Source organism: Agarivorans litoreus, from assembly GCF_019649015.1.
GTDB lineage: Bacteria > Pseudomonadota > Gammaproteobacteria > Enterobacterales > Celerinatantimonadaceae > Agarivorans > Agarivorans litoreus.
Genome location: NZ_BLPI01000001.1, coordinates 3,586,961 through 3,608,123 on the forward strand (window position 1 = coordinate 3,586,961; position 21,163 = coordinate 3,608,123).

Genomic DNA, 21,163 nt, shown 5'->3' on the forward strand with positions numbered 1-21,163 from the left:
GCGAAAAAGCTTAAGCAAGAAATGTTTGTGCAAGTCCACAATTCCCTGTGGTGTTTGGCCTCGCGTGCGAGGCCTTTTTTGTGTTATTGAATCGAGCGATAAGCTTGCTGAAAACCATTAAGAATCACTGGAAATGCAGTTTGTTGCTGGCTGCTTTTAACAATGTAAGCCACCGACATTATTTGGCTACTTTGTAAGTCTTCTATTAGTTTCTTATCCGCTACAACATTTACCTCGCACAGCTTTTTATCGCAGTTGGTAATAGGCAGATGTAATGGTTTTTGTTCATCTATCTTTAAACCAATTCCCTTTTTAGGATCTGCTTTGGCACTAATTCTAATTTTTAGAATAGGTTGTTCACTGTGATCAAAATAGCTTACGCCTGCGATGACATCGGCAGCATCGCCTTGCTTTTTCATTACCATTTGGGTAATAACACAAGGCTTTCCTACCGGGCATTTTACTGTCCAAGCTTCAAAGTCTTCAGCATAGCTAGAAAAAGATATTAAAGCAGAGCACAGAGTTAAAATTAGATATTTCATCAGTTTTCCATAACAAAAAAGGGAGCCATAAGCTCCCTTGTTTAGAACATCAATCTTATGCTGGCAATAGAGTTGATGGCGCAGATTTGCTGCGCTTGCGAGAGCTTAGCAACAATACTACTGCGACTAATACCAATAACCAAGTGCTAGGCTCTGGTACTGAAGCACCCGGCCCAGGTACAAATTCTACAATTGGCAGTTGGCGCATTGTCACATTGCCGTCTTCGGTAAAGGTTAGGCCTGTAACAAAAGCTGCGGTGTCTGTTGGATCTACTTCGTTACTAATATCGATACCAGTAACCCGGAAACGGTCAACGCCATCAATACCAAAATCATAGGCGGCTCCTGCTGCAACATTAGCAACTTGCTCCCATTCAACACCATTCCAAAGCCAAATAAAGAACATGTCGTCATCAAAACCAATTGGTAAGGTAACCGTACGGATCCTGTTTTGACCTTGATCTACGATGTAGTCGTAACCTACAGCAACGTCTGGATCAATAAACACTAGTTCATTAGCGTTTACATTGAAATCGAATGACCAGCCGCCATCAACTACTACTGGCATAATTGGGTTCTCTGGGGTAGCGCCAGGTAATGCGCCTTCGCGTATTGCAAAGCGCCAAACACCGTCTTCGCCAGTGTTTGAGCTAGATACTAAATCTAAAATGTCCTCACTGAATGAGCCCGGCAAAGCGAAAAAGTTTTCGCCGTCACCTGCGTCATAACCCGCTTGGGCTGGAGTGCCGCCTAGACCATTCTCACCATTTGAAGCATCGCCAGTTGTCCATTGCAATTGGTCGTAACGAAACTCAACATCAAAGTTGCCAGCACCAGTGTCTGAACGGTCAATCAGAACTGCTTGAAAGCTATTGGTTTTAGAATCATTTGAGCTGTAATAACCAACGTTATCCCAAGTAACCGCGACTACCCCATCACTAGGGCTTCCAACGTATACTTCACCACAGCCATTACAACGAGTATCAACATCCGCCCAAAATGGCGCAATTATTGGTTGTTCAGCGATAGGGAAGGCAACTGGAGTAAAGCCAGACAATGAACTTTCAAAGGTAATGTTACCGTTGTTGTTTATGAAAAACTTATCATAGTTATTGTCAAAATAGTTAATTTGAAACGGTAGATCTAGCAGATTAGAAGAGCCATCATCATTTCTGCCCATCGCCAACTCGCCGTAGCCGGCATCGCCGCCAAATCCACTTAACATAGTGGCTTGAGCAGCAAAGGAGCCTAATAATAGGCTGGCTGTTGTAAATAACGCCAAAGATGTCTTTTGCACAAGTATATTCCTTTAATATGTTACAAATATGTTTAGTTAAGCTGATGTTTTATAATAATATTTTCGGAACTATTGATAGCAAAAATCGAGCCTGTCTTAACTAGTCTTTATAATTCATAAGCTTATGCTCGATTGTTTGGACCTCTAGAGTAGCAGTTGTAAAATTTATCGACATAAAAGTTTATAAACATAACGCTTTATAAACCCTAGGTAAGGTATCAGTTGCTTGTAACCTGCTTTGTTGCTAAATTCGCCAGCCAATTTTCTACCGTTTGGTGCTATGCGTTTATTAAAGTCTACTGTTCACCCTGATCTCAGTTCCCTTGATGGCAAGGTTTTAGAGCGAGTTGCTGCAAGAGCAATTGTGCTAAAGGGGGAAGATATTTTGTTAATGTATACCGAGCGTTATAACGATTACACCTTGCCTGGCGGCGGTGTTGACCAAGGCGAAAATCTGATTGAAGGCTTAAAGCGGGAGCTGAGTGAAGAAACTGGTGCTCAGAATATACGCGATATTCAGGCCTTTGGCTGCTATGAAGAATATCGCCCCTGGTATAAAGATGATGCTGATTACATGCATATGCTGTCCTATTGCTACTTGTGCAAAATTGATGATGAACTTGCAGAAAATGCCTTAGAAGACTACGAAATCAACAATGGAATGAAGCCCGTCTGGTTGAACATTCATAGCTCCATCGCCCATAACCTAGAGACTATCGCCAGTAATCCTAAAGCGGGTATGTCGGTTGAGCGCGAGACCTTTTTACTGCAAAAAGTGGTGGCGGAATGTTTGATCAACTCGCCACTTAAGCAGGCGGTTTAAGTGCGCGCCACCAAAAACACTGATAGAGCTTTCTCTGGTCGCCACTTGGTGTCGATGCTAAAGCCTTGCTGTTGAAAGCTATTCAGCAGTTCTTGCTCGGTAAACACTCTTACTAAAGGCATCAGGCCTAGTGCTTTACCAATTGGGCCAATTAGCTTAAAAAATTTCATTCTGTCGCCCAAACAAGGAGTGCTACTAATTAGCACCCCACCTGGTTTTAGCCAACTTTTTATGGTCGCTATAGCGGTTTCTTTGTCTTCCAATAGGTGAATCAGGTTAAGTGCAAAGACGATGTCTACTGGCTCATCTACCACTAATTCTTCGACTGTTGCTTGCTGAAAGCTTAGATTGTCTATTTGCTGTTCTTGGCGTTTTCGCTCTGCAATATCTAACATTGCGGCTGAGATATCGGTGGCGAGAATATGCTTTAGATAAGGGGCATGTAGTAATGCGGTTGAGCCGGTACCACAGCCCACTTCAATGGCCGTAGCATCTTTAGAAAAGTACTCGCGGCTAAGTGCCAGTTTTTTCTCATAGCTGGGAATATCTGAAATAGTGCGCTTAGCGTAAGAGCTAGCATGTTTGTCCCAAAACTTATTGCGAGTATCCATCAACATTTTCCCTAATGAGTTGCGTTTAGCGCTGATTGAGTGAATAGTAATCATGCTTAAAACAGGTAGCAATAATCAATAATGCATCTTAGGTATACGTATTTGTATGGATAGGCGTTCTATAAATTTTGATTGGAATAGGGCTCGGGCTTTTTTGGTCACCGCTGAAGAAGGCTCTTTATCCGCTGCTGCACGCGCATTAGCGATGACTCAGCCTACTTTAAGTCGCCAAGTGGCGGCCTTAGAGCAAGAGCTAGGGGTTTCCTTGTTCGAGCGAGTGGGGGGCAGGCTAAGCCTCACCACCAGTGGTGTAGAGTTATTGGCACATGTTCAAGCCATGGGCCAAGCGGCGAATAATTTGTCTTTATCTGCTTCAGGTAGGGCAGAAGCCATTGAAGGTGATGTATGCATTTCAGCTTCGGAGGCCGTGGCAGCTTTTGTTCTGCCGAGTATTGTTGAGAAACTACGGTTACATGCCCCAGGTGTGCGAGTAGAGATTATTGCCAGCAATGATTCTAGCGACCTATTACGCCGAGAAGCAGATATTGCCATTCGGGCATATCAACCTACCGAATTGGAGTTAATCGCTCGCCGTGTTGCAGATATTGATGTGCATTTATATGCGGCTAAAAGCTACTTAGCAAAGTGGCCACAGCCTCGCACTATTCAAAGTTTGGCTGATGCAAAGTTTCTCGCTTTCGATAAAAACGATGAGTTGATTAATGAGCTGGCTAAGCTTGGTTTCTCACTTAAGCAAAGTAACTTTCCGGCGGTAGTTAGCAACCATTTAGTCCAGTGGGAGCTGGTGAAACAGGGCGTTGGTATTGGCTTTATGTTAGAGCAAGTAGGCGACAGCGAGCCCTTGGTGGAGCGCGCCTTTCCTTCTCTAGCTGCAATCGCTACACAATCTTGGCTGGTGGTTCATCGAGAGCTAAATACCAGCCGACGACTGCGTATGGTGTATGACTTTTTGGCCGAGCAACTAAGCTAGCTGTAATTCTATACTTTCACTTAGTTGCTGTTCTACACAATTGGCTTCTTCGCCGCTTCGGTCAATCACCAAAAAGTCGCTAGTTTGCTGCAAGCTAATCAAAGGGTGATGCCATACCCCGCTGTGATAGTTAACGCCTTGGTCAGGCTGTGCCCAAAAAGCGCAAATGCTATCTTCATCTAGCTCACCAGGTTTTGCCACCACTACCACGTAGGGGCGTTGGGACAAGGGCATAAATAGCTGGCTGCCATAGGGATGGTGTTCCAGCATATCTATGGCTAGTGGCAGCTGAAAGGCTTGACCGCGAAATATCGAGACAATCAGCTTGGCTTGGCTGCCACTGGCTTGTAATTCTGCCAAGTCGTGGAAGCGACTGGTGGTTCCACCATTGATTGCAAAAGGCGAGACTCGGTCGCAGGCCACCACATCACCAAAGGGCGCAAAGGCCGCTTGAGTAAGCGGCTGTAAGCTGAGTTTTTTCATTGCCATTCCTTAAGCTGATTTACCCCATAAGCGCAGGCGACTGATGCCGCCATCGGGGTAAATATTCACTCGAATATGAGTGATGGTGCCAAGCGAGTTTAGCTCGTTAAAGTGATGGTCATTGTCGGCGCTAAGTGACTTAGCGGGCAATAACTCCTGCCAAAACATACTCTGGCTGATCAAGCTTAAATCGTTAGGATCTTGAATATTGGCGGCTTGTATCGACAGTTTGTCGGGGAAGTTACCTTTAAAGTGAGTGGTGGCCACTTCAATTTTATCAACCTCGCCAGCTTGGCCTAAAGCAATAATGCACCAATCGTTACCCGGCTCTCGGCGGCGACGGGTTTCCCAACCATCGCCCATGTTAACGCCTTTGCCTGGCGCAAGTAGATTGCTGGGCGTACCGTAATGCGCATCATTGTATCCAATGACTCTGCCGCCATTTTTAAGGGCAACTAGATCAATGCTTTGCTCACTTGAGTGTTGTGGGATGGGGTGGCCAAATACCCGTAAACGGGCAATGCCACCATCGGGGAAAATATTAATTTTTAGATGACTAATCGGCTGCTCAGTGTCTACTGCAAAAAAGTGGTGGTTATCGGCACTTAAAGCACTGGCAGAGAGAATACTGTGCCATTGGGTATCACTTGGTGGTGTATCTTGCTCGCAGTAGCAGGCTTCAACACTGGCCGCTGGGGCAAAATTACCGGTAAAAAAGCTAGTATCTAGTTGTAGTCCTTTAACCTTGCCTGCAACCCCTAGTTTTACGATGCACCAGTCGTGGCCTGCATCACGACGGCGGCGGCTTTCCCATCCGTCCATCCATTTGCCGTTATCATCATATTTGTCTGGGTAAAACAGCGCCGGCAAGTGGTTGAGCATGCGCTCGGCTTTGGCAAAAAAATCGTCACTCACTGCGATGATTTGGCTGCCTAAACGGTTGTCGGCTAAGTTTACACACTGTTGGCTAAAGGCTGGCGCATCGGTGGCAGCTGGGGCAGTTATGGCTTGGCTCATAGTTATCCTTAAATTTGTTGAGAGAATGCGCTAATTGGCTCATTGTCTACTTGTTTGGTTCAATTGTTTCACTGCTGCTTAGTGGTTCCCCTTATTGGGTTCTGTAAACAACAGTGAGGTAATGTTTAGTGGTGAGCTTCTAGCTCATCAAGTAATTGATAATTATTGCTGACTTGGTTGCTATGGGTTTGGGCTGAATGCGCTAAGTAATCGTAGACCTTGTTGCTTAAATGGGCGAGCAAGCTCATCGGCGCTGCATAGCTGTCTAAGGCAGAGTGATTGCTCATCGGGCAGACCAATAATTGACTTACTTGAGTGCGATAGCATTGGCCACTTTGGTCGGTAATTAGCAGGCAATTAAGATTTTGTAATTGCTCTATAAGTGCCGTAAATAATTTGGGTCTGCGGCGAATACCTATCACTATCACTAAGTCTTTATCGCCAAGTTGCGCTAGCTCTTCACCAATGCTTTGACCCGGAACCGGCAATAAATACACCTGTTTGCGACACTGCATTAATTGCTGGCGAAAGTGCAAAGCCAGTGGATAGCTGTTGCGATAGCCAATAATAGTTATCCGTTTGGCTTGGCTAATTTGCTTCACTAAAGCCTCGCAATCAATCTGTTCTAGCTGCTTAAATACCTGACTAATGGCGGCTAAATCGCTGTGTTCACTAGTATCGCTCGCTTCACTGGTTAACAGTGGTTGTCCCCATTCGCGCTCTTGGCGGAGCTCGTCACAGACTTGTTGATGATCTTGGTAACCCAGTTGACGGAAAAAACGGCTCACACTGGCTTTGGACACTTGGCAAGCGCTAGCGATTTCGGCGGTTGATTGAATCAATACTTTATCGGGATGATGCTGCAAGTAATCTGCTACTACCCGCGCTTTGGCCGAAAGCTGTGGATAGTGTTCAACAATACGTTGGTTAAATGCACAGGCCGATTTTGTCATGATTACTTAAGGTCCTTTTAATTTCATTATTGCTTACAGCTTATAACACTGCAGAAATAAAGCTTTGTAACTCGGTGGTTTGGGGCTGAGCAAACACCTGTTTGCTGTCGCCGGTTTCCCACACCTTTCCTTGGTGCATAAAGACCACTCTATCACCAACGTCGCGAGCAAAGTTCATTTCGTGGGTGACTAAAATTAGCGTCATGCCTTCGGCGGCTAGTTGTTCCAATACTTTGAGTACTTCGCCTACCAGCTCAGGGTCGAGGGCCGAGGTGATTTCGTCACACAGCAATACTTTAGGCGACATAGCCAAAGAGCGGGCAATGGCCACGCGTTGTTGTTGGCCGCCCGACATGCTAGTGGGGTATTGATCAAACTTGTCGGCTAAACCCACTTTTTCTAGCACTTCTTTTGCTAGCTCGCTACATTCTTGCTGACTTTTACCCAGTACTAACTTGGGCGCTAACATAATGTTTTCGCCAGCGGTCATGTGGGGGAAGAGGTTAAAGTTTTGAAACACCATACCTACACTACGGCTAAGTAGCCTAAGCTGTTTTTCGTCTTCGCTTACCGCTTGTTTATCTACAATAATGGCACCACTTTGAAAGGGTTCTAAACCATTAATGCAACGCAATAGAGTGCTTTTCCCAGAACCGCTGCGGCCAATAATAGAGATAACTTCGCCAGCCTTTATTTTTAAGTCTATGCCTTTTAGCACATGGTGTTGGCCGTAATACTTATGAATTTGTTCAATACTAACCAGTGACATTGAGCTTCTTCTCCAAATGCTTGCTGTATAAAGACAGCGGGAAACACAACAAAAAGTACAGCGCTGCCACTAAGGCAAACACTTTAAAGGGTTGGAAGGTGGCATTGTTAAGCATGGTGCCGGATTTAGTTAACTCTACAAAACCAATAATGGATGTGAGTGCAGTGCCTTTCACCACTTGCACCGAAAAGCCAACGGTAGGGGCAATGGCTACGGTGAGTGCTTGCGGCAAAATAACGTAGCGCATGGTTTGAAAGAAGCTCAAACCCAAGGTGCGAGATGCTTCCCATTGGCCCTTGGGTAAAGACTCGATACAGCCGCGCCAAATCTCACATAAAAAGGCACTGGTGAATAAGGTTAAACCAATGATGGCAGCGCTCCAGGCGCTCACGTCAATGCCAATTAGTGATAAACCGAAGAAGGTAACAAACAGCTGCATTAACAGAGGTGTGCCTTGAAACAGCTCTACATAGCCTTTAACCAAGGCGCTTAACACTGGGTTTTTGCTTATGCGCATAAAGGTTAGCAAAAGGGCAACTAAGCCACCGCTGGCAAAGGCAATAAGTGATAACAAGACCGTCCAACGCGCTGCCAGTAGCAAGTTGCGTAAGATGTCCCAATCGGTAAATTGCATCATATTGAACTACTCCTACAATGCAGGGTTTTTGAAAAGGCGACGAGCGGCCAGCTCAAACAGTTGGCGCATGGCAATGGCTAGCAGCAAATAAATCAGTGCGGTGAGCAAGTAAGATTCAAAGCTTAAAAAGTTGCGCGACTGAATAAAGTTGGCTGAGAACGTGAGCTCTTCGACAGAGATTTGCGAGACCACCGCCGAGCCCAGCATCACGATAATGCATTGGCTAACTAAGGCTGGATAGATACGTTGAAACGCAGTGGGTAATACAATGCGGCTAAAAATGTGCCAGTGGCTTAAGCCTAAGGTTTTACCCGCTTCCCACTGGCCTTTAGGGGTGGCCTCTATACCTGCACGAATAATTTCGGTGAGGTAGGCGCCTAGGTTAATCACCATGGCCAAGCAGCCCGCTTGCCAAGCACTTAGTTTTACACCCAAGGCTGGCAAGCCAAAAAAGATGAAGAATAACTGCACAATAAACGGTGTATTGCGAATGACTTCTACATAGGCGCTTATGAGCCAGCGCAACCAAGCTTTATTACTTATTTTACCCGCAGCCCCCGCAGTACCGAGTAAGATCCCAGCAAAGGTTGAATACAAGGTGAGCTCGGCAGTGGTGAGTAAGCCCTTGGCAAGCTCAGGCATGTAGGGCAGTAAGCCACTAAAGTCTAGTTGGTAGCTCATGGCGCGCTCCTTTAGTACAACTCTTTAGGTAACGATGTTTTAAACCATGCAAGCGAGAGTTTCTCTAACTCACCACTTTGTTTTGCTTTAGCAATTAGCTCGTTTACTTTGGCAACCAGAGCTGGCTCGCCTTTAAGTACACCTACATAACACGGAGAGTTTTTAAGTAAGAACTTAGTCTCTGGCTTACGGTTTGGAACGCGTTTGGCAATTTCTGTGGCAACTAAATTACCGGTGGCAATAAGCTCCACTTGGCCTGATAAGTAAGCAGACAGGGTAGTGTTATTGTCTTCAAAACGTTTAATGGTGGTAGAACTATCCACCAACTTGCTTAGCTCTATGTCTTCAACTGCGCCACGGGTAACACCAACGGTTTTACCTGCCAGTTGCTCCGCAGAATCAACGCTAACCTCTGCGGCACCAAATACACCAAGGAAAAATGGTGCGTATGCATCACTGAAGTCGATGGCTTTTTCACGCTCGGCGTTTTTACCTAGGCTAGAAATAACCAAATCAACCTTGCGGGTTTGTAAGTAGGGAATGCGGTTAGCGCTAGTTACTGGCACTAATTCTAGTTTTACATCCAGTTGCTCTGCTAGGTAGCGAGCCATATCAATGTCGTAACCCATGGGTTGTAAATCACTCCCCACCGAGCCAAACGGAGGGAAATCTTGTGGCACGGCTACTTTTAATACGCCGCGCTCCATTAAAGTAGCTAGTTGGTCGGCATGGCTTACGGTGCTGCTTAGAGCGCAAAGTAAAATGGCTGCGCTAGCAAATAGTTTTTTGAAGGTATACATAAAGCTTCCTTAGCGAGTTTGCTGGTGGTGAAACGAATGAATCTTTTATTTTTCATTTGCAACGTACGAGCCATTAAGCCAGCGATGAAGTAAGTATTTAATAATTCCTTTAAATACATAAGGTTATAGCCTGAAACTTGATAGGGGGGTGAAGATGATCTAGCGGAGGGTGTTTAATATTTACCCATCTTGGTGCTGTTCGGGATCTGTTTGGTGCATGAATTACTACTAAAGTGGTATTTGTGTATTTGCTTGAAACAAATCGCAAGTATTTGTCTAAATCTCGTTTTTTGAAACAATTTTTTAAGTTTAACTGTTTGTTTTAAATGGGCTTTAATGCCTGTGATAGAAAAGTGATAAGTTCGTGAATTGGTTGGGACATGTGCTTCTTATACTGGATTTGACTGTTAAATAAGGACCGCAAAAGGAGCGAACCATGGATCTCAAGTCATCTCTGTTAGCAATGCCGTTTATTGCTGTAAGTACATTAAGCCAAGCCGCGGTAGTAGACGTTAAAATTACTAACTTAACGCAAGGTATTTACTACACCCCTTTATTGGTAACTGCACATACTTCTGACGCCCACCTATTTGAAGTAGGTACAGCGGCATCGCCAGCCCTGCAAATGATGGCAGAGGGTGGAGACATCTCTGGTTTAGTCACAATTGCCGACGGTATTGGTGCTGTTTCATCAGCCAATCCAGCAGCTGGTTTGTTAGCACCAACCGATTACGTGATGGTGAGTGACCTAGATACTGGCAGTAACACCCATCTGAGTATTGTGGCGATGTTATTGCCAACCAATGATGGTTTTGTAGGTAAAGACAGCTGGGAAATTCCAAGTGAAGCAGGCACTTATACCTTCTACATGAATGGTTACGACGCTGGCACCGAAGCCAACGATGAGATTGTAAACGGCGGCGGAGCTTCTGGTACTCCCGGTATTCCAGCAAACCCTGGCATGAATGGTGGAACTGGCGGCAGTGGCGTAGCTACAGCATCAAGCAATACCAACATTCATATTCACCCTGGTAATGTGGGTGACCAAGATGCAACGGGCGGCATGAGTGACCTAGACAGCCGTATTCACCGCTGGTTAAACCCAGTTGCAAAAGTGGTTGTTACCGTTAAGTAATTAAGGAGGATCTATGGCTATCTCAAGTTTTAGTAAGAGAGCCTTGGCCGTAGCGGTAATGGCGGCAGGACTAAGTGCATGTGGCAGTGATGATGAACAAATCGTCGTAGTTGAGCCAGATACGTTAGGGTATGAAGTAACCATTTATAACGACACCTCGGCGCAGCCCTTATCACCAGCTGTAGTGGGTATTCATAGTGCAACCATCAGTTTATGGACATTGGGAACTTCTGCTAGCGTTCCTCTAGAAACCATGGCTGAAGGCGGCGATGCTAGCCAGTTAGCAGACATGTTTACCGGAGATAATGTTGCTGTTACAGGTGCTGGCGCTATTGGCCCAGGCGCTTATGAAACCTTAATGATAAGTGCTGCTGAGCGCAGCGACATGCAGTTATCACTAGCCACTATGATGGTGAACACTAACGATGCATTTACTGGGCTAAATGGTATTGATATTGGTGGTTTAATGGTAGGTGATAGCATGACCTACAGCTTGCCAGCCTATGATGCTGGAACCGAGCAAAACAGCGAAGCGGTGGGAACTATTCCTGGCCCAGCCGACGGCGGTGAAGGGTTTAACGCGGCACGTGATGATGTAATGAATAAAGTTTCGCGTCATCCCGGTCTAGTTACACAAGCCGACGACCCTGCGTCAGTATTGCGGCCAGATCATCGATTGTCTGGCACAGTGGGAAGAGTAGTGATTACTCGTACCAACTAGCGCAGAGAACACTACACCCGTACTTAGGTGCGGGTGAGTGCCTTATTCATTGTGGTCGTTCATTACAAGGAAAGGAGCCTATATGTCCCCGCGGATCCTGGTCATTGAAGACGACCACGATATTAATAACCTGATCACCATGAATCTAAACGACATGATGTATCAAGTGGAAAGCTGTGAGAATGGCGCGCAAGGTTATGCCAAAGCCAGCAGCGATAACTTCGACTTAATCGTGCTTGATTTAATGCTACCCGGCATGGACGGTTTAGACATTTGTCGGCATCTTCGCGCCGAGCAACACAATACGCCAATTTTAATGCTCACCGCACGCGACTCAGAGGCCGATCGGGTAGTGGGTTTAGAAATGGGCGCAGATGACTACCTCACTAAACCCTTTAGCGTGCGCGAGCTGCAAGCAAGAGTGAAAGCCATGTTGCGCCGCGTTGATATGCTAGTGCAAAGCCAGCAACAAACCGACGCCACTACCATGCAGTGGAAAGACTTATCCATCGACATTGGTCGTCGCCAAGTATCGGTGCGTAATCAGGCGGTGGAGCTTACTTCTACCGAGTTTGATTTACTGCTGCATCTGGCCAAATCACCGGGTTTAGTATTCAGCCGAGCCCAGCTATTAGACCAAGTTTGGGGCTATAAACACAGTGGCTACGAGCACACCGTAAATTCGCATATCAATCGACTACGCACCAAGTTAGAAAGCGACCCTTCTAATCCTGAATACGTGCTAACTGTGTGGGGAGTAGGGTACAAGTTTAATGATGTTTAGATTCATCAGTTCTTTTTACAGCAAGCTGATGCTGGCTGTGGTGGTGTGTTTTATTTTAGCCGGTGGCTTGCTACTGGGCTTGGCTCATCAAAGCTCGCAGCAATATCAAAACGAAATAGAGCAAAAGCTGCATTTACAGTTAGCTGAACACTTAGTACATGACAGCCAGCTATTTATCGATGGTGAACTGGATCCTAAGGCCATAAAGCAAGCATTTCATTCGATGATGATTTTGGGCCCAAGTTTTGAGTTTTATATCCTTGATACCGCGGGCAAGGTGGTGACCTACTCAGCAGATCCTAGCAAAATTAAACGCAAACAATTGGATTTAAAGCCTATTCAAGACTTTATCGATGGTGCCAGAGCGATGCCGATTGTTGGTGACGATCCGCGTTCACCTTCAAGGCGTAAGATTTTTTCGGTAGCTGAAATTCGTGAAGGAAATATTCTTAAAGGATATCTGTACATCATTATTGGTGGGGAGATCTACGACAGTGTTGCCGAGCTGTTGCAAAGCAGCCACATTATGAAATTAAGCATGCTAGGGCTTTTGTTTATTTTAGGTTTTAGTTTATTGGTGGTATTTCTTATCTTCGGTTTGCTTACCAAACCACTGCGTCGCCTAGCCAAGGATATTGATCAGTTTCAGCAGGTTGGTTTGGAGCAAACCGCCAACATTGCAGGGCATTGGCAAAATAACTCTCACGATGAAGTGCAAAAGCTAGGCGCTGCATTTAGTGATATGGCCACCACCATTAAGGGCCAATATCAAAAGGTTAAAGACACCGACCAATTGCGCCGAGAGCTTATTTCTTATGTTTCTCACGACCTGCGAACACCGCTGGCATCGCTGCAAGGTTACTTAGAAACGTGGCAGTTAAAGCACCGAGATTTATCCCCTGAAGAAGGTGAGCAGTTAATTAAAGTGGCCTTAAGCAGCGCACGCAAAACCTCTAGCTTAGTAGAGCAGCTATTCGAGCTAGCCCACTTAGACAGTGATTCGGCCACCATAAATGAAGAACCCGTAGCGATTGCGGAGCTGGCGCAAGACGTGATCCAAAAACTGCAGTTAGCCGCCCAGAAAAAGCAAGTGGTAATGAGTGTCGAGCCGCAAGACCCATCCTTAGTCGCCTGCGCCGATATTCAACGTATTGAGCGAGTGTTTACCAACTTGTTGGAGAACTCGATCCGTCACTGCAGCGAAGGTGATGAGATTAAAGTAACCATCGATCAAGCGGAGCTGGGCAAAAAATTAGCCATTACCGTAAGTGACACTGGCACCGGGATCCCCAGCGATGATTTACCACATATCTTCGACGCCCATTATCGAGCAGCCAATCGAGCGAAAGATAAAAGTTCGCATGGTGGTTTAGGGTTGGCCATTGCTAAACGAATAGTGCAACTGCATCGTTCATCAATTAGCGTTGAGTCCACCTTAGGCGAAGGCACCCGTTTTAGTTTTACCTTAGATAAACCTATGTAATTCTGCACTTTTCACTGGGCTGGCGCTTATCGGTGTAGCCCAGTGAATGTTGATAGCTAGGCGCTGGCTTGTGCAGTTTTTAACTTCTTGTTGTTGCTGTTTGTTGCACAATAAAACTGCTGATTAAGCTATGCGCTTTGTGCATATATTCCCTGAGTTAAATTCATTAGTTTGAGGAAACAGAACTGCGTACACTCCGCGCTTCTTTTGGTTACCCGCAAATAAAATACCCTATGTTTTCGCAATCTATTCTGGCTCAAATGCTGAGAATACTGCTGTTATTAAGCTTAACGCTGCTTGTGGTGCATCACTCGCCAGGTTTATTAAAGCTGTTGGCCGAACAGGCTATGAATAGCGGCTGCCATCAAATTAATGATGATGCCTCACAGCATCAACATCACTCTCACCACCATTCTCATCATTAAGTAAGAGGCTTACATGAGTATTTTTCGCTTTCCTGCATTGGTTTGGCTAGGCATTGGTATCTTGGTTATCTCGCTCGGTATTCGCCAGTCCTTTGGTATTTTTATGATGCCGGTATCAGAGCACTTTCAGTTAGGTAGAGAGTTTTTTAGCTTTGCCATTGCCTTGCAAAATTTGCTGTTTGGTATGTTCCAACCTTTTGTGGGTATGGCCGCAGATAAGTGGGGAGCAAAACGAGTGATAGTGCTGGGAGCGGCAGCTTATGCACTGGGTTTATATTTAAGCTCAATCGCTACGCTGCCTAGCATGTTGTATCTATCCTTAGGCGCATTGGTGGGGCTTGGGCTTAGTGCCACGAGCTATGTGATTGTATTAGGCGCAGTTGCTAAAGTAGTACCTGCTAAACATGCTGCAAAGGCCTTTGGCTTAACCACTGCGGCAGGCTCCTTTGGTATGTTTGCAATGATTCCTGGCGCGCAACTTATGTTAAGCCAAATGGGCTGGCAGCAAGCTCTGCAAGCTTTTGCTTTGTTATGCGCGTTAATGGTGGCGTTTGCCATGTTTATGAAAACCGCTAAACCTAGCACTGAAGAGCAAGCGGTAGTAGACGATAAGCAAACCCTTAAAGAGTCCTTACAAGAGGCGTTTTCCCATAAAGGTTATTGGCTTATTCATGCTGGTTTTTTTGTCTGTGGTTTTCATGTGATGTTTATTGCCACTCACCTGCCTAGTTACCTCGCCGATAAGAATTTAAGTGCCACAACCGGGGCCATGGCTTTGGCTTACGTGGGCATCTTCAATATTTTTGGCTCGTATTTTTGGGGCGTAATGGGCGACAGATTTAGCAAGCGCCATGTTATGTCGGCCTTGTATCTTATGAGAACAGTGGTCATCGCTGGTTTTGTGAGTTTGCCAGTGACCGAGAGCACAGCAGCATTATTTGGTGGCGCTATTGGCTTTTGTTGGTTAGGTACTGTGCCGCTTACCTCTGGTTTGGTTAGGCAAATATTTGGCGCTCGCTACTTATCTACCTTGTATGGTTTAGTGTTTTTTACGCATCAAATAGGCAGTTTTTTAGGTGCCTGGGTTGGTGGGCGTATTTATGATTATTACGGCTCTTACGAACCTATATGGTGGTCAACTGTGGCACTGGCTTTTATCGCCGCACTGATTCATTTGCCGATTAATGATAAACCGGTAATGCGTTTGGCAGCTGCGAGTTGATCCTATCATGGTGATATAGATTTACCTCTTCCTAACACGTCTTTGGACAAAAACGTTTCACACATTCGATAGCCAAGACTGTGCTTTTCAATCCCATTATCTTCGCCGAGTAGCGCAAATGAACAAGGGAGCAGAGTTGAAGTCTGTTTGAGCGTAGCGAGTTACTTCAACTCCCTTGTGAATGCGCAACGGAGGATCTAAGAAGATGCAGGGCGAGCTTTCTTTTTGCTTAGCTAAGCTTTGCTCGTTGAAGCTTAATGACGTCGCCGCAGGCGAAAGCCTTTACTCTATAGTTAACACATAAAGGGGCATAAACGAGCTATCCATTACCTTAGCTAAACCTAATCATTAACAATTTGTTGTTTCCAAAACTAAAAAGGCCGCTCAATTAGCGACCTTTATCTGCTTGTTAGATACCCTGACAACTCAACTTATGGGTTGTAGTTATCGTGGGTATTGGTCAATTTGTAGAATGTGACTTTTGCGTAGTCGCTATCGTTACTGCTGTTGTCTTGCAGGTAGATGCCGGCTTTAAAGTACATGTAGTTACTGGAATCATCGTAACCACTGCCAGACATGTTGATAGTTTTGCTGGCGAGCTGGCTGCCATTTTGGCTGATCTTGGCAGTAAGTGAGTCGCCATTCACCGTAATGGTATAAGAGAACTCTTCGTTCAAGGCGATACCGCTTGATGGGTTAGCGGTGCTGTTTAAATCACCGTTTGAACTCACCATGCTGCCTAGTAGGTTGTACCAGGTTTCGTTACCACCGTCTGATTTCGACGTTTCGTGGGCAAAGTAAATCGCGCCATTACTGTTACCCGGTAGTTTGTGGTAGTAAAGGCGGATAGGTTCGTTCCCTTCTGCATGAATTTGGCCAATTACAATTCGGCCCACTTGCTCGTTGTTTGAACTTGTTGTGGTCACGTGATTTACCGCAAGGGTGGCGTCTAGTACACCGTCAATGCCACCAAAGGCGCTTTGGCTGCTGCTTGGTATGCTTGAGAATGCCCAGTTATTGTCTTTACCGCTAGTTGAATACGAGGTATCTCCACGGCGTAGCATTTCACGTAGTTCGGTACGTACAAACTTGGTACCACTTGAGGTAGTTACTCCCTTAACTGGTGTATAAAACACCATGCCGCCGTCGCTGCCGGTGTAGAAGTAGTTATCTTCGTAACTTGCCGCTAGCTCTACTTCTTTAATTGAAGTGGCGTAACCGTCGCCTTCATCTACTGGAATGCTTAGGTACCAGTCTAATAGATCAAAGTTGCCAGAAGGTGCTTTAGACGCATCAAGATTGTGGTCGTTCGACCCACCGTTGTCGCTGTTTCCATAAACTTCTGCTTCGGTGATATCAGTCCAAGCGCTGCCTGCACTGTTAGAGAATACTTTAATTCTGATCCACTGGGCTTGGATGTCATCAACATCGTAGCTTTCTATGTCAGCCGTATTGCCAGTGCTGCTGCCAGAGTAGACTTTAGTCCACGAGTTTGAACTGCCATCGGCTAAAGCTCGCACTTCAAATTGGTAAGTTCGTTGGTCGCCTCGCCCCCAAGCTATGCCAACATCAGTTACTGATTGTACCGAGCCTAAATCGAGCACTAAGTTAACCGGTTGGTTTTGCGCCGCCCAGCGTGAAGAGAAAGCAGTGTTACCATCAATGGCCTTGGAGGCAGGGTAGCTTGAGTGAGCACCTCCCCAGTCACTTGCGCTTTGTATGTCTAGCGTAGCGGCTTGAGTTAGCGATGCGGAGAGTGCAAGAACGGCAAATCCAAGGGATTGTTTAACTGAGTTCCGCTTTCCATTGGCTTTAACTGTTTTATTGCATGGTTTAATAGGTTTCATTACTCATTTCCTTATTTGTAAAACCTTGTTGCTTATTGTGAAGTTACATTAAGGCAGACTAAGACGAGCGGGTTTATCCTTAGTTGCCCAGCCTTCTGCAGGCCACGGCTTACCAACTGCTTAAAAGTAAATGACCAACAGCGTTCATAAACGTGATGATTTGTTTATGAAATTTGATGTTAGCTTTGTTGATGATGAAAAAATCAGCGATGAACTGCAATAATGTGTTTTTATAATACAATTGTTGTTATTTTGTGAACTAGTCATACAAATATGAAATTAAATGTTGCTTTGCTTGTTTTTTAAGCTAAAGCAAAGTTTACCCGTTTTAGCCTTTTTTGGTGGGGTTTTAGCCTTTTTTAGCTGTATTACTGGTTAAGTTTGAACTGAAGGCTCTTTTTTCACCTATACAAAAATCTAAAATTGTATGATTTATATGAGCTTTAAGTTTGTTGAATGCTGGTCGATGTGCTTAGCGGGTAATAAGCAAGTTACTTTATGGTATGTAACTTATTTGGGTTACATTTTACAAAGTAACTAATTTGGGTTACCTTGTTCTCAATGAAGAGGATAATACTATGCAGCAGGTAGCCGTTCTTACTGGGGACTTAGTTGGCTCTAGCGAGTTAAACAGCCAAGATTTTGCAAAAATTTTGCAGCGATTGAGCGCTAGTTTGGCTTTAGCCAGCGAACGCTACCAATGTCGCTACGAAATTTTTCGCGGTGATGCTTTTCAGCTGGTGCTAAATGATCCACGCCAAGCATTAGAATGTGCTTTAGCCATTCGTTTAGATTTAAAAGCCTCTGGCGATAAACACTTAGCCTTTGATGCACGTATTGGGATCGGTATTGGCGAGATAGATCCTTTGGCAGAATTTGTGTCACGCTCAAATGGTGAAGCCTTTGTATTATCTGGGCGCGGACTAGATAGTCTTAAACGTCACTATTTGGGAATATTTAGCAACGACACTAAGTTTACGCAACGTATTGAATTGCTAACTAAATTTGCCGATCATCAAGTGCAAGATCTTACCATTAAACAAGCGCAAGCCTTGTCGTTATACTGGCAGCTCACTGAGCCAAGCCACGCAGCACTGGCGGCGCAACTTAATAGTTCACGGGTAAATGCCACCAAGTTGCTCAATCAGTCTCAGTACCAATTGCTAGAAGAATATAAACTGTTTTTTATCCAACTTATGGAAGAGTTTTATTATGGAAACACTGGCGCAATTCGCTTTTAGTATTGGCTTAGCTTATCTGTTGTTAGAGTTTTATTGTTTACCAAACTCTTGGCTCGAGGCCATTCAGCAAAGTAAGTTTGCAGCTGGTGGTTTGTATTTTCGCGCGCTGCTTATCACGCTGTTGTTTGCAGGCATAAGCATGTTGTTTGTATCAGCACTTGGCCCTTTGTTAGCGGCTATAGCGGCATTGTTTATCGCCAGTGTGTTAATTGCTGGGGTAAGTGCTTACTTGCCCGATAGAAGCCGTTATTACCTTGGCCAGCAACTAGCCCAGCTTGCAGTATTGTTGCTATTGGTGGTGGAGCTAAGCCAAGCCTGGCCGCTAGTGAGTGTGCTCTTCGAGCAAGCGATGCAGGCCAAAGTATTAGTAATTACTTTTGCTTATTTACTTATTTGGGGACCATGTTCAAAGGTGCTTGGTTTAATCTTGCAGCGCTGGAGCCCACTTACTGAACAGCCAAAGCAAAATTTACCCATGGCTGGGCAGGCGATTGGCATGGTTGAGCGTAGCTTGGTGCTCACTTGTGTATTGCTCAATCAATTTGCCGCAATTGGCTTTATTGTTACCGCCAAATCGATTTTTCGTTTTGGCGACCTAAAAGATCATAGCGATCGAAAACTTACCGAATATGTAATGCTGGGTACGTTGCTTAGTGTTGCCGCCAGCGTGTTTATTGGCTTGGCTGCACATGCCTTATACCACGCCCTATAGTTTAATTTATTTAACCACTAAGAGCTTACCTACATGCCTCAAGATTTATCTGCTCAGTTAAAACAACATTTTGGATTTGACGGTTTTCGTCAAGGGCAAGCACCGGTGGTGGAGCGCTTATTGGCTCAGCGTTCTTGTTTAGCGATTTTCCCCACAGGGTCGGGTAAATCGTTATGTTATCAATTTACCGCCTTGCAACTGCCACATCTTACTTTGGTGGTGTCTCCTTTATTGGCATTGATTAAAGATCAACTGGCTTTTTTACAGGCTAAAGGCATTGCTGCAGCCAGTTTAGATTCCACCTTAACTGCTGAGCAAAGTAAGCAGGTAATGAGTGAGGTGCGCAGCGGTAAAACTAAAATATTAATGGTCTCGGTTGAGCGTTTTAAGAACGAGCGTTTTCGTCAGTTTATTGAATCGGTAGCTGTGTCTATGTTGGTGGTAGACGAGGCGCACTGTATCTCTGAGTGGGGGCATAATTTTCGCCCCGACTACTTAAAGCTGCCGCAATATCGCCAAGAACTTAACATTCCTTTAGTGCTGTTATTAACCGCCACGGCCACTAAAAAAGTAAAACTCGATATGGCCGCGCGCTTTGCTATAGCAGAAGAAGACATTGTGCAAACAGGCTTTTATCGAAACAATTTAGATCTTAGTGTGCAAGCCTGCAGTAGCAACGATAAGCAGCAACAGCTATTAGCATTTATTCGTCAACAAACGGGTGCTGGCATCGTTTACGTTACCTTGCAAAACAGCGCCGAACAGGTGGCAAGCTTTTTACAGCAGCAAGGTATAAATGCAGTTGCCTATCATGCCGGTTTTGCCAATGAGCAACGCCAGCAAACGCAAGATGATTTTATGGCGGGCAAAGTACAGGTGGTGGTGGCCACCATAGCTTTTGGTATGGGGGTAGATAAAAGCGACATTCGCTTTGTAGTGCATTTTGATTTGCCTAAATCTATCGAGAACTACAGCCAAGAAATTGGCCGAGCAGGGCGCGATGGTCAGCTTTCGCACTGTTTAACCTTGGCGAATTTAGACGGCTTAACCACGGTCGAGAACTTTGTATACGGCGATACGCCTGAGCAAAGTGGCATAGAAGCCTTGTTGGCAAACATTCAGGCTGAATCTCAAGGTGAGCAATGGGAAGTGCAAATCAACAGCCTGTCGAGCCTTACTAATATTCGCCAACTGCCACTAAAAACGCTATTGGTGCAATTAGAGATTCAAGGTCTTATTAAGCCCTTATATGCCTATTATGCTGATTTTAAGTACAAGTTCTTAGTAGACAAAAGCGCGGTGCTGGCGCGCTTTTCTGGCGAACGCTTACAGTTTATTGAAGCGATTTTCTCCCATACTCAAATGAAAAAAATATGGGGAAGCCTTAACTTTGATGGCCTGCATCAGCAGTATCAAGCAGAGCGCTCCAGAGTAGTGGCTGCGCTAGAGTACTTGGCAGAGCAGGGCTTAATCGAGTTAGAAACCAAGAAGATTACCGAGGTATATCAAGTAAACGCAACGGGTTTGGCCGACCCTCAACTTGCCAGCCGTTTAAGCCAGTACTTCAACGATACGCAAACTAAAGAGATTAAACGGATTGCCCAATTGGTTCGTTTCTTTGAACTAGATTCTTGCTTAAGTTACCAACTAGCGCGTTACTTTGATGACCACAACGCGCCCGCACAATGTGGCCATTGTAGTGTATGCCGCGGGCAAGTGGCTAAGTTGAGTTATTCTGCGCCGCTTAAGCTGCTAGACGATGCCCAAGTGTTTAATTACTTACAAGAGCTTAAACAACATTTAAATGCCAGCCAACAAGCGCTACTTAGCCCCATAATGGCCTGTCGATTTTTAACTGGGGTGACTAGTCCGTGGTCTACAAAGTTTAAACTTCGCCAGTTGGCAGGCTTTGCACAATGTGAAAAACAGCCTTACGCAAATACCTTGCAGCAAGTGGAACGGCTTTGGCCTCAGCTCGGCTAAATTTGC

At 45.2% G+C, this 21,163-nt stretch carries 22 protein-coding genes; 11 read left to right on the forward strand and 11 right to left on the reverse strand.

The features are described 5' to 3' along the window. Window positions 1-83: 83 nt before the first annotated feature. Together K5L93_RS16555 and K5L93_RS16560 are read right to left on the reverse strand one after the other, a co-directional pair. On the reverse strand, window positions 84-542 hold the full coding sequence (locus K5L93_RS16555; RefSeq protein WP_220720816.1) for an invasion associated locus B family protein: 459 nt from the start codon (window positions 540-542) through the stop codon (window positions 84-86). 55 nt (window positions 543-597) lie between these two features. Next, window positions 598-1,839 (reverse strand): nidogen-like domain-containing protein, encoded by a 1,242-nt coding sequence (locus K5L93_RS16560; RefSeq protein ID WP_246615075.1) that lies wholly within the window; start codon window positions 1,837-1,839, stop codon window positions 598-600. Window positions 1,840-2,119: 280 nt separating this feature from the next. Between K5L93_RS16560 and K5L93_RS16565 the strand changes: the two genes are divergently transcribed. Next, window positions 2,120-2,662, forward strand: coding sequence for an NUDIX hydrolase (locus tag K5L93_RS16565; protein ID WP_220720817.1), 543 nt, complete (start codon window positions 2,120-2,122; stop codon window positions 2,660-2,662). Here K5L93_RS16565 and K5L93_RS16570 read toward each other — a convergent pair. After that, window positions 2,659-3,273 (reverse strand): class I SAM-dependent methyltransferase, encoded by a 615-nt coding sequence (locus K5L93_RS16570; protein WP_220720818.1) that lies wholly within the window; start codon window positions 3,271-3,273, stop codon window positions 2,659-2,661. The genes K5L93_RS16565 and K5L93_RS16570 overlap by 4 nt on opposite strands. Window positions 3,274-3,379: 106 nt before the next feature. Here K5L93_RS16570 and K5L93_RS16575 point away from each other — a divergent pair, with 106 nt between their 5' ends. Then, a complete protein-coding gene (locus K5L93_RS16575; protein ID WP_220720819.1) occupies window positions 3,380-4,264 on the forward strand; it encodes a LysR family transcriptional regulator in 885 nt (294 codons plus the stop codon). Here the strand turns inward: K5L93_RS16575 and K5L93_RS16580 are convergent. From K5L93_RS16580 to K5L93_RS16610, 7 genes are all read right to left on the reverse strand, one after another. After that, window positions 4,256-4,747, reverse strand: coding sequence for an ureidoglycolate lyase (locus tag K5L93_RS16580; protein ID WP_220720820.1), 492 nt, complete (start codon window positions 4,745-4,747; stop codon window positions 4,256-4,258). The genes K5L93_RS16575 and K5L93_RS16580 overlap by 9 nt on opposite strands. A 9-nt stretch (window positions 4,748-4,756) precedes the next feature. After that, window positions 4,757-5,764 carry an allantoicase gene (gene alc / locus K5L93_RS16585; protein ID WP_220720821.1) on the reverse strand — a complete coding sequence of 336 codons (1,008 nt, stop codon included), beginning with the start codon at window positions 5,762-5,764 and terminating at the stop codon, window positions 4,757-4,759. Window positions 5,765-5,889: 125 nt separating this feature from the next. Beyond that, window positions 5,890-6,717 carry a MurR/RpiR family transcriptional regulator gene (locus K5L93_RS16590; RefSeq protein ID WP_016402772.1) on the reverse strand — a complete coding sequence of 276 codons (828 nt, stop codon included), beginning with the start codon at window positions 6,715-6,717 and terminating at the stop codon, window positions 5,890-5,892. 40 nt (window positions 6,718-6,757) lie between these two features. Further along, on the reverse strand, window positions 6,758-7,480 hold the full coding sequence (locus K5L93_RS16595; RefSeq protein WP_281422609.1) for an amino acid ABC transporter ATP-binding protein: 723 nt from the start codon (window positions 7,478-7,480) through the stop codon (window positions 6,758-6,760). Next, window positions 7,473-8,123 carry an amino acid ABC transporter permease gene (locus tag K5L93_RS16600; RefSeq protein WP_220720823.1) on the reverse strand — a complete coding sequence of 217 codons (651 nt, stop codon included), beginning with the start codon at window positions 8,121-8,123 and terminating at the stop codon, window positions 7,473-7,475. The genes K5L93_RS16595 and K5L93_RS16600 overlap by 8 nt, the downstream gene beginning before the upstream one ends. A 12-nt stretch (window positions 8,124-8,135) precedes the next feature. Further along, window positions 8,136-8,804, reverse strand: a complete 669-nt coding sequence (locus K5L93_RS16605) for an amino acid ABC transporter permease (RefSeq protein ID WP_016402775.1) — start codon at window positions 8,802-8,804, stop codon at window positions 8,136-8,138. Between the two features lie 11 nt (window positions 8,805-8,815). Continuing rightward, window positions 8,816-9,604, reverse strand: coding sequence for a transporter substrate-binding domain-containing protein (locus tag K5L93_RS16610; RefSeq protein WP_016402776.1), 789 nt, complete (start codon window positions 9,602-9,604; stop codon window positions 8,816-8,818). 436 nt (window positions 9,605-10,040) lie between these two features. On the opposite strand from K5L93_RS16610, the gene K5L93_RS16615 reads away from it, so the two are divergent. From K5L93_RS16615 to K5L93_RS16640, 6 genes are all read left to right on the forward strand, one after another. Next, window positions 10,041-10,739 (forward strand): spondin domain-containing protein, encoded by a 699-nt coding sequence (locus K5L93_RS16615; protein WP_016402777.1) that lies wholly within the window; start codon window positions 10,041-10,043, stop codon window positions 10,737-10,739. A gap of 13 nt (window positions 10,740-10,752) precedes the next feature. Next, the gene (locus K5L93_RS16620) at window positions 10,753-11,460 is read left to right on the forward strand and encodes a spondin domain-containing protein (RefSeq protein WP_220720824.1); all 708 of its coding nucleotides are present in this window, start codon (window positions 10,753-10,755) and stop codon (window positions 11,458-11,460) included. A gap of 82 nt (window positions 11,461-11,542) precedes the next feature. After that, on the forward strand, window positions 11,543-12,244 hold the full coding sequence (locus tag K5L93_RS16625) for a response regulator transcription factor (RefSeq protein WP_220720825.1): 702 nt from the start codon (window positions 11,543-11,545) through the stop codon (window positions 12,242-12,244). After that, window positions 12,234-13,727, forward strand: a complete 1,494-nt coding sequence (locus K5L93_RS16630) for a sensor histidine kinase (RefSeq protein ID WP_220720826.1) — start codon at window positions 12,234-12,236, stop codon at window positions 13,725-13,727. Before K5L93_RS16625 ends, K5L93_RS16630 begins: the two co-directional genes overlap by 11 nt. A 233-nt stretch (window positions 13,728-13,960) precedes the next feature. After that, window positions 13,961-14,152 (forward strand): hypothetical protein, encoded by a 192-nt coding sequence (locus K5L93_RS16635; RefSeq protein WP_220720827.1) that lies wholly within the window; start codon window positions 13,961-13,963, stop codon window positions 14,150-14,152. A gap of 13 nt (window positions 14,153-14,165) precedes the next feature. Beyond that, the gene (locus K5L93_RS16640) at window positions 14,166-15,374 is read left to right on the forward strand and encodes an MFS transporter (RefSeq protein WP_220720828.1); all 1,209 of its coding nucleotides are present in this window, start codon (window positions 14,166-14,168) and stop codon (window positions 15,372-15,374) included. Between the two features lie 431 nt (window positions 15,375-15,805). Here the strand turns inward: K5L93_RS16640 and K5L93_RS16645 are convergent, their stop codons facing one another. Next, window positions 15,806-17,221, reverse strand: a complete 1,416-nt coding sequence (locus tag K5L93_RS16645) for a polysaccharide lyase family 7 protein (RefSeq protein ID WP_220720829.1) — start codon at window positions 17,219-17,221, stop codon at window positions 15,806-15,808. A 578-nt stretch (window positions 17,222-17,799) separates the two neighbouring features. On the opposite strand from K5L93_RS16645, the gene K5L93_RS16650 reads away from it, so the two are divergent. Genes K5L93_RS16650 through K5L93_RS16660 form a run of 3 tightly spaced genes read left to right on the forward strand, consistent with a single transcriptional unit; the run spans window position 17,800 to window position 21,157 of the window. Then, complete coding sequence (locus K5L93_RS16650; protein ID WP_220720830.1) at window positions 17,800-18,462, forward strand: nucleotidyl cyclase domain-containing protein; 663 nt, start codon at window positions 17,800-17,802, stop codon at window positions 18,460-18,462. Beyond that, the gene (locus tag K5L93_RS16655) at window positions 18,434-19,174 is read left to right on the forward strand and encodes a hypothetical protein (protein WP_220720831.1); all 741 of its coding nucleotides are present in this window, start codon (window positions 18,434-18,436) and stop codon (window positions 19,172-19,174) included. The genes K5L93_RS16650 and K5L93_RS16655 overlap by 29 nt, the downstream gene beginning before the upstream one ends. A gap of 33 nt (window positions 19,175-19,207) precedes the next feature. Beyond that, the gene (locus K5L93_RS16660) at window positions 19,208-21,157 is read left to right on the forward strand and encodes a RecQ family ATP-dependent DNA helicase (protein ID WP_220720832.1); all 1,950 of its coding nucleotides are present in this window, start codon (window positions 19,208-19,210) and stop codon (window positions 21,155-21,157) included. Window positions 21,158-21,163: the final 6 nt, after the last annotated feature.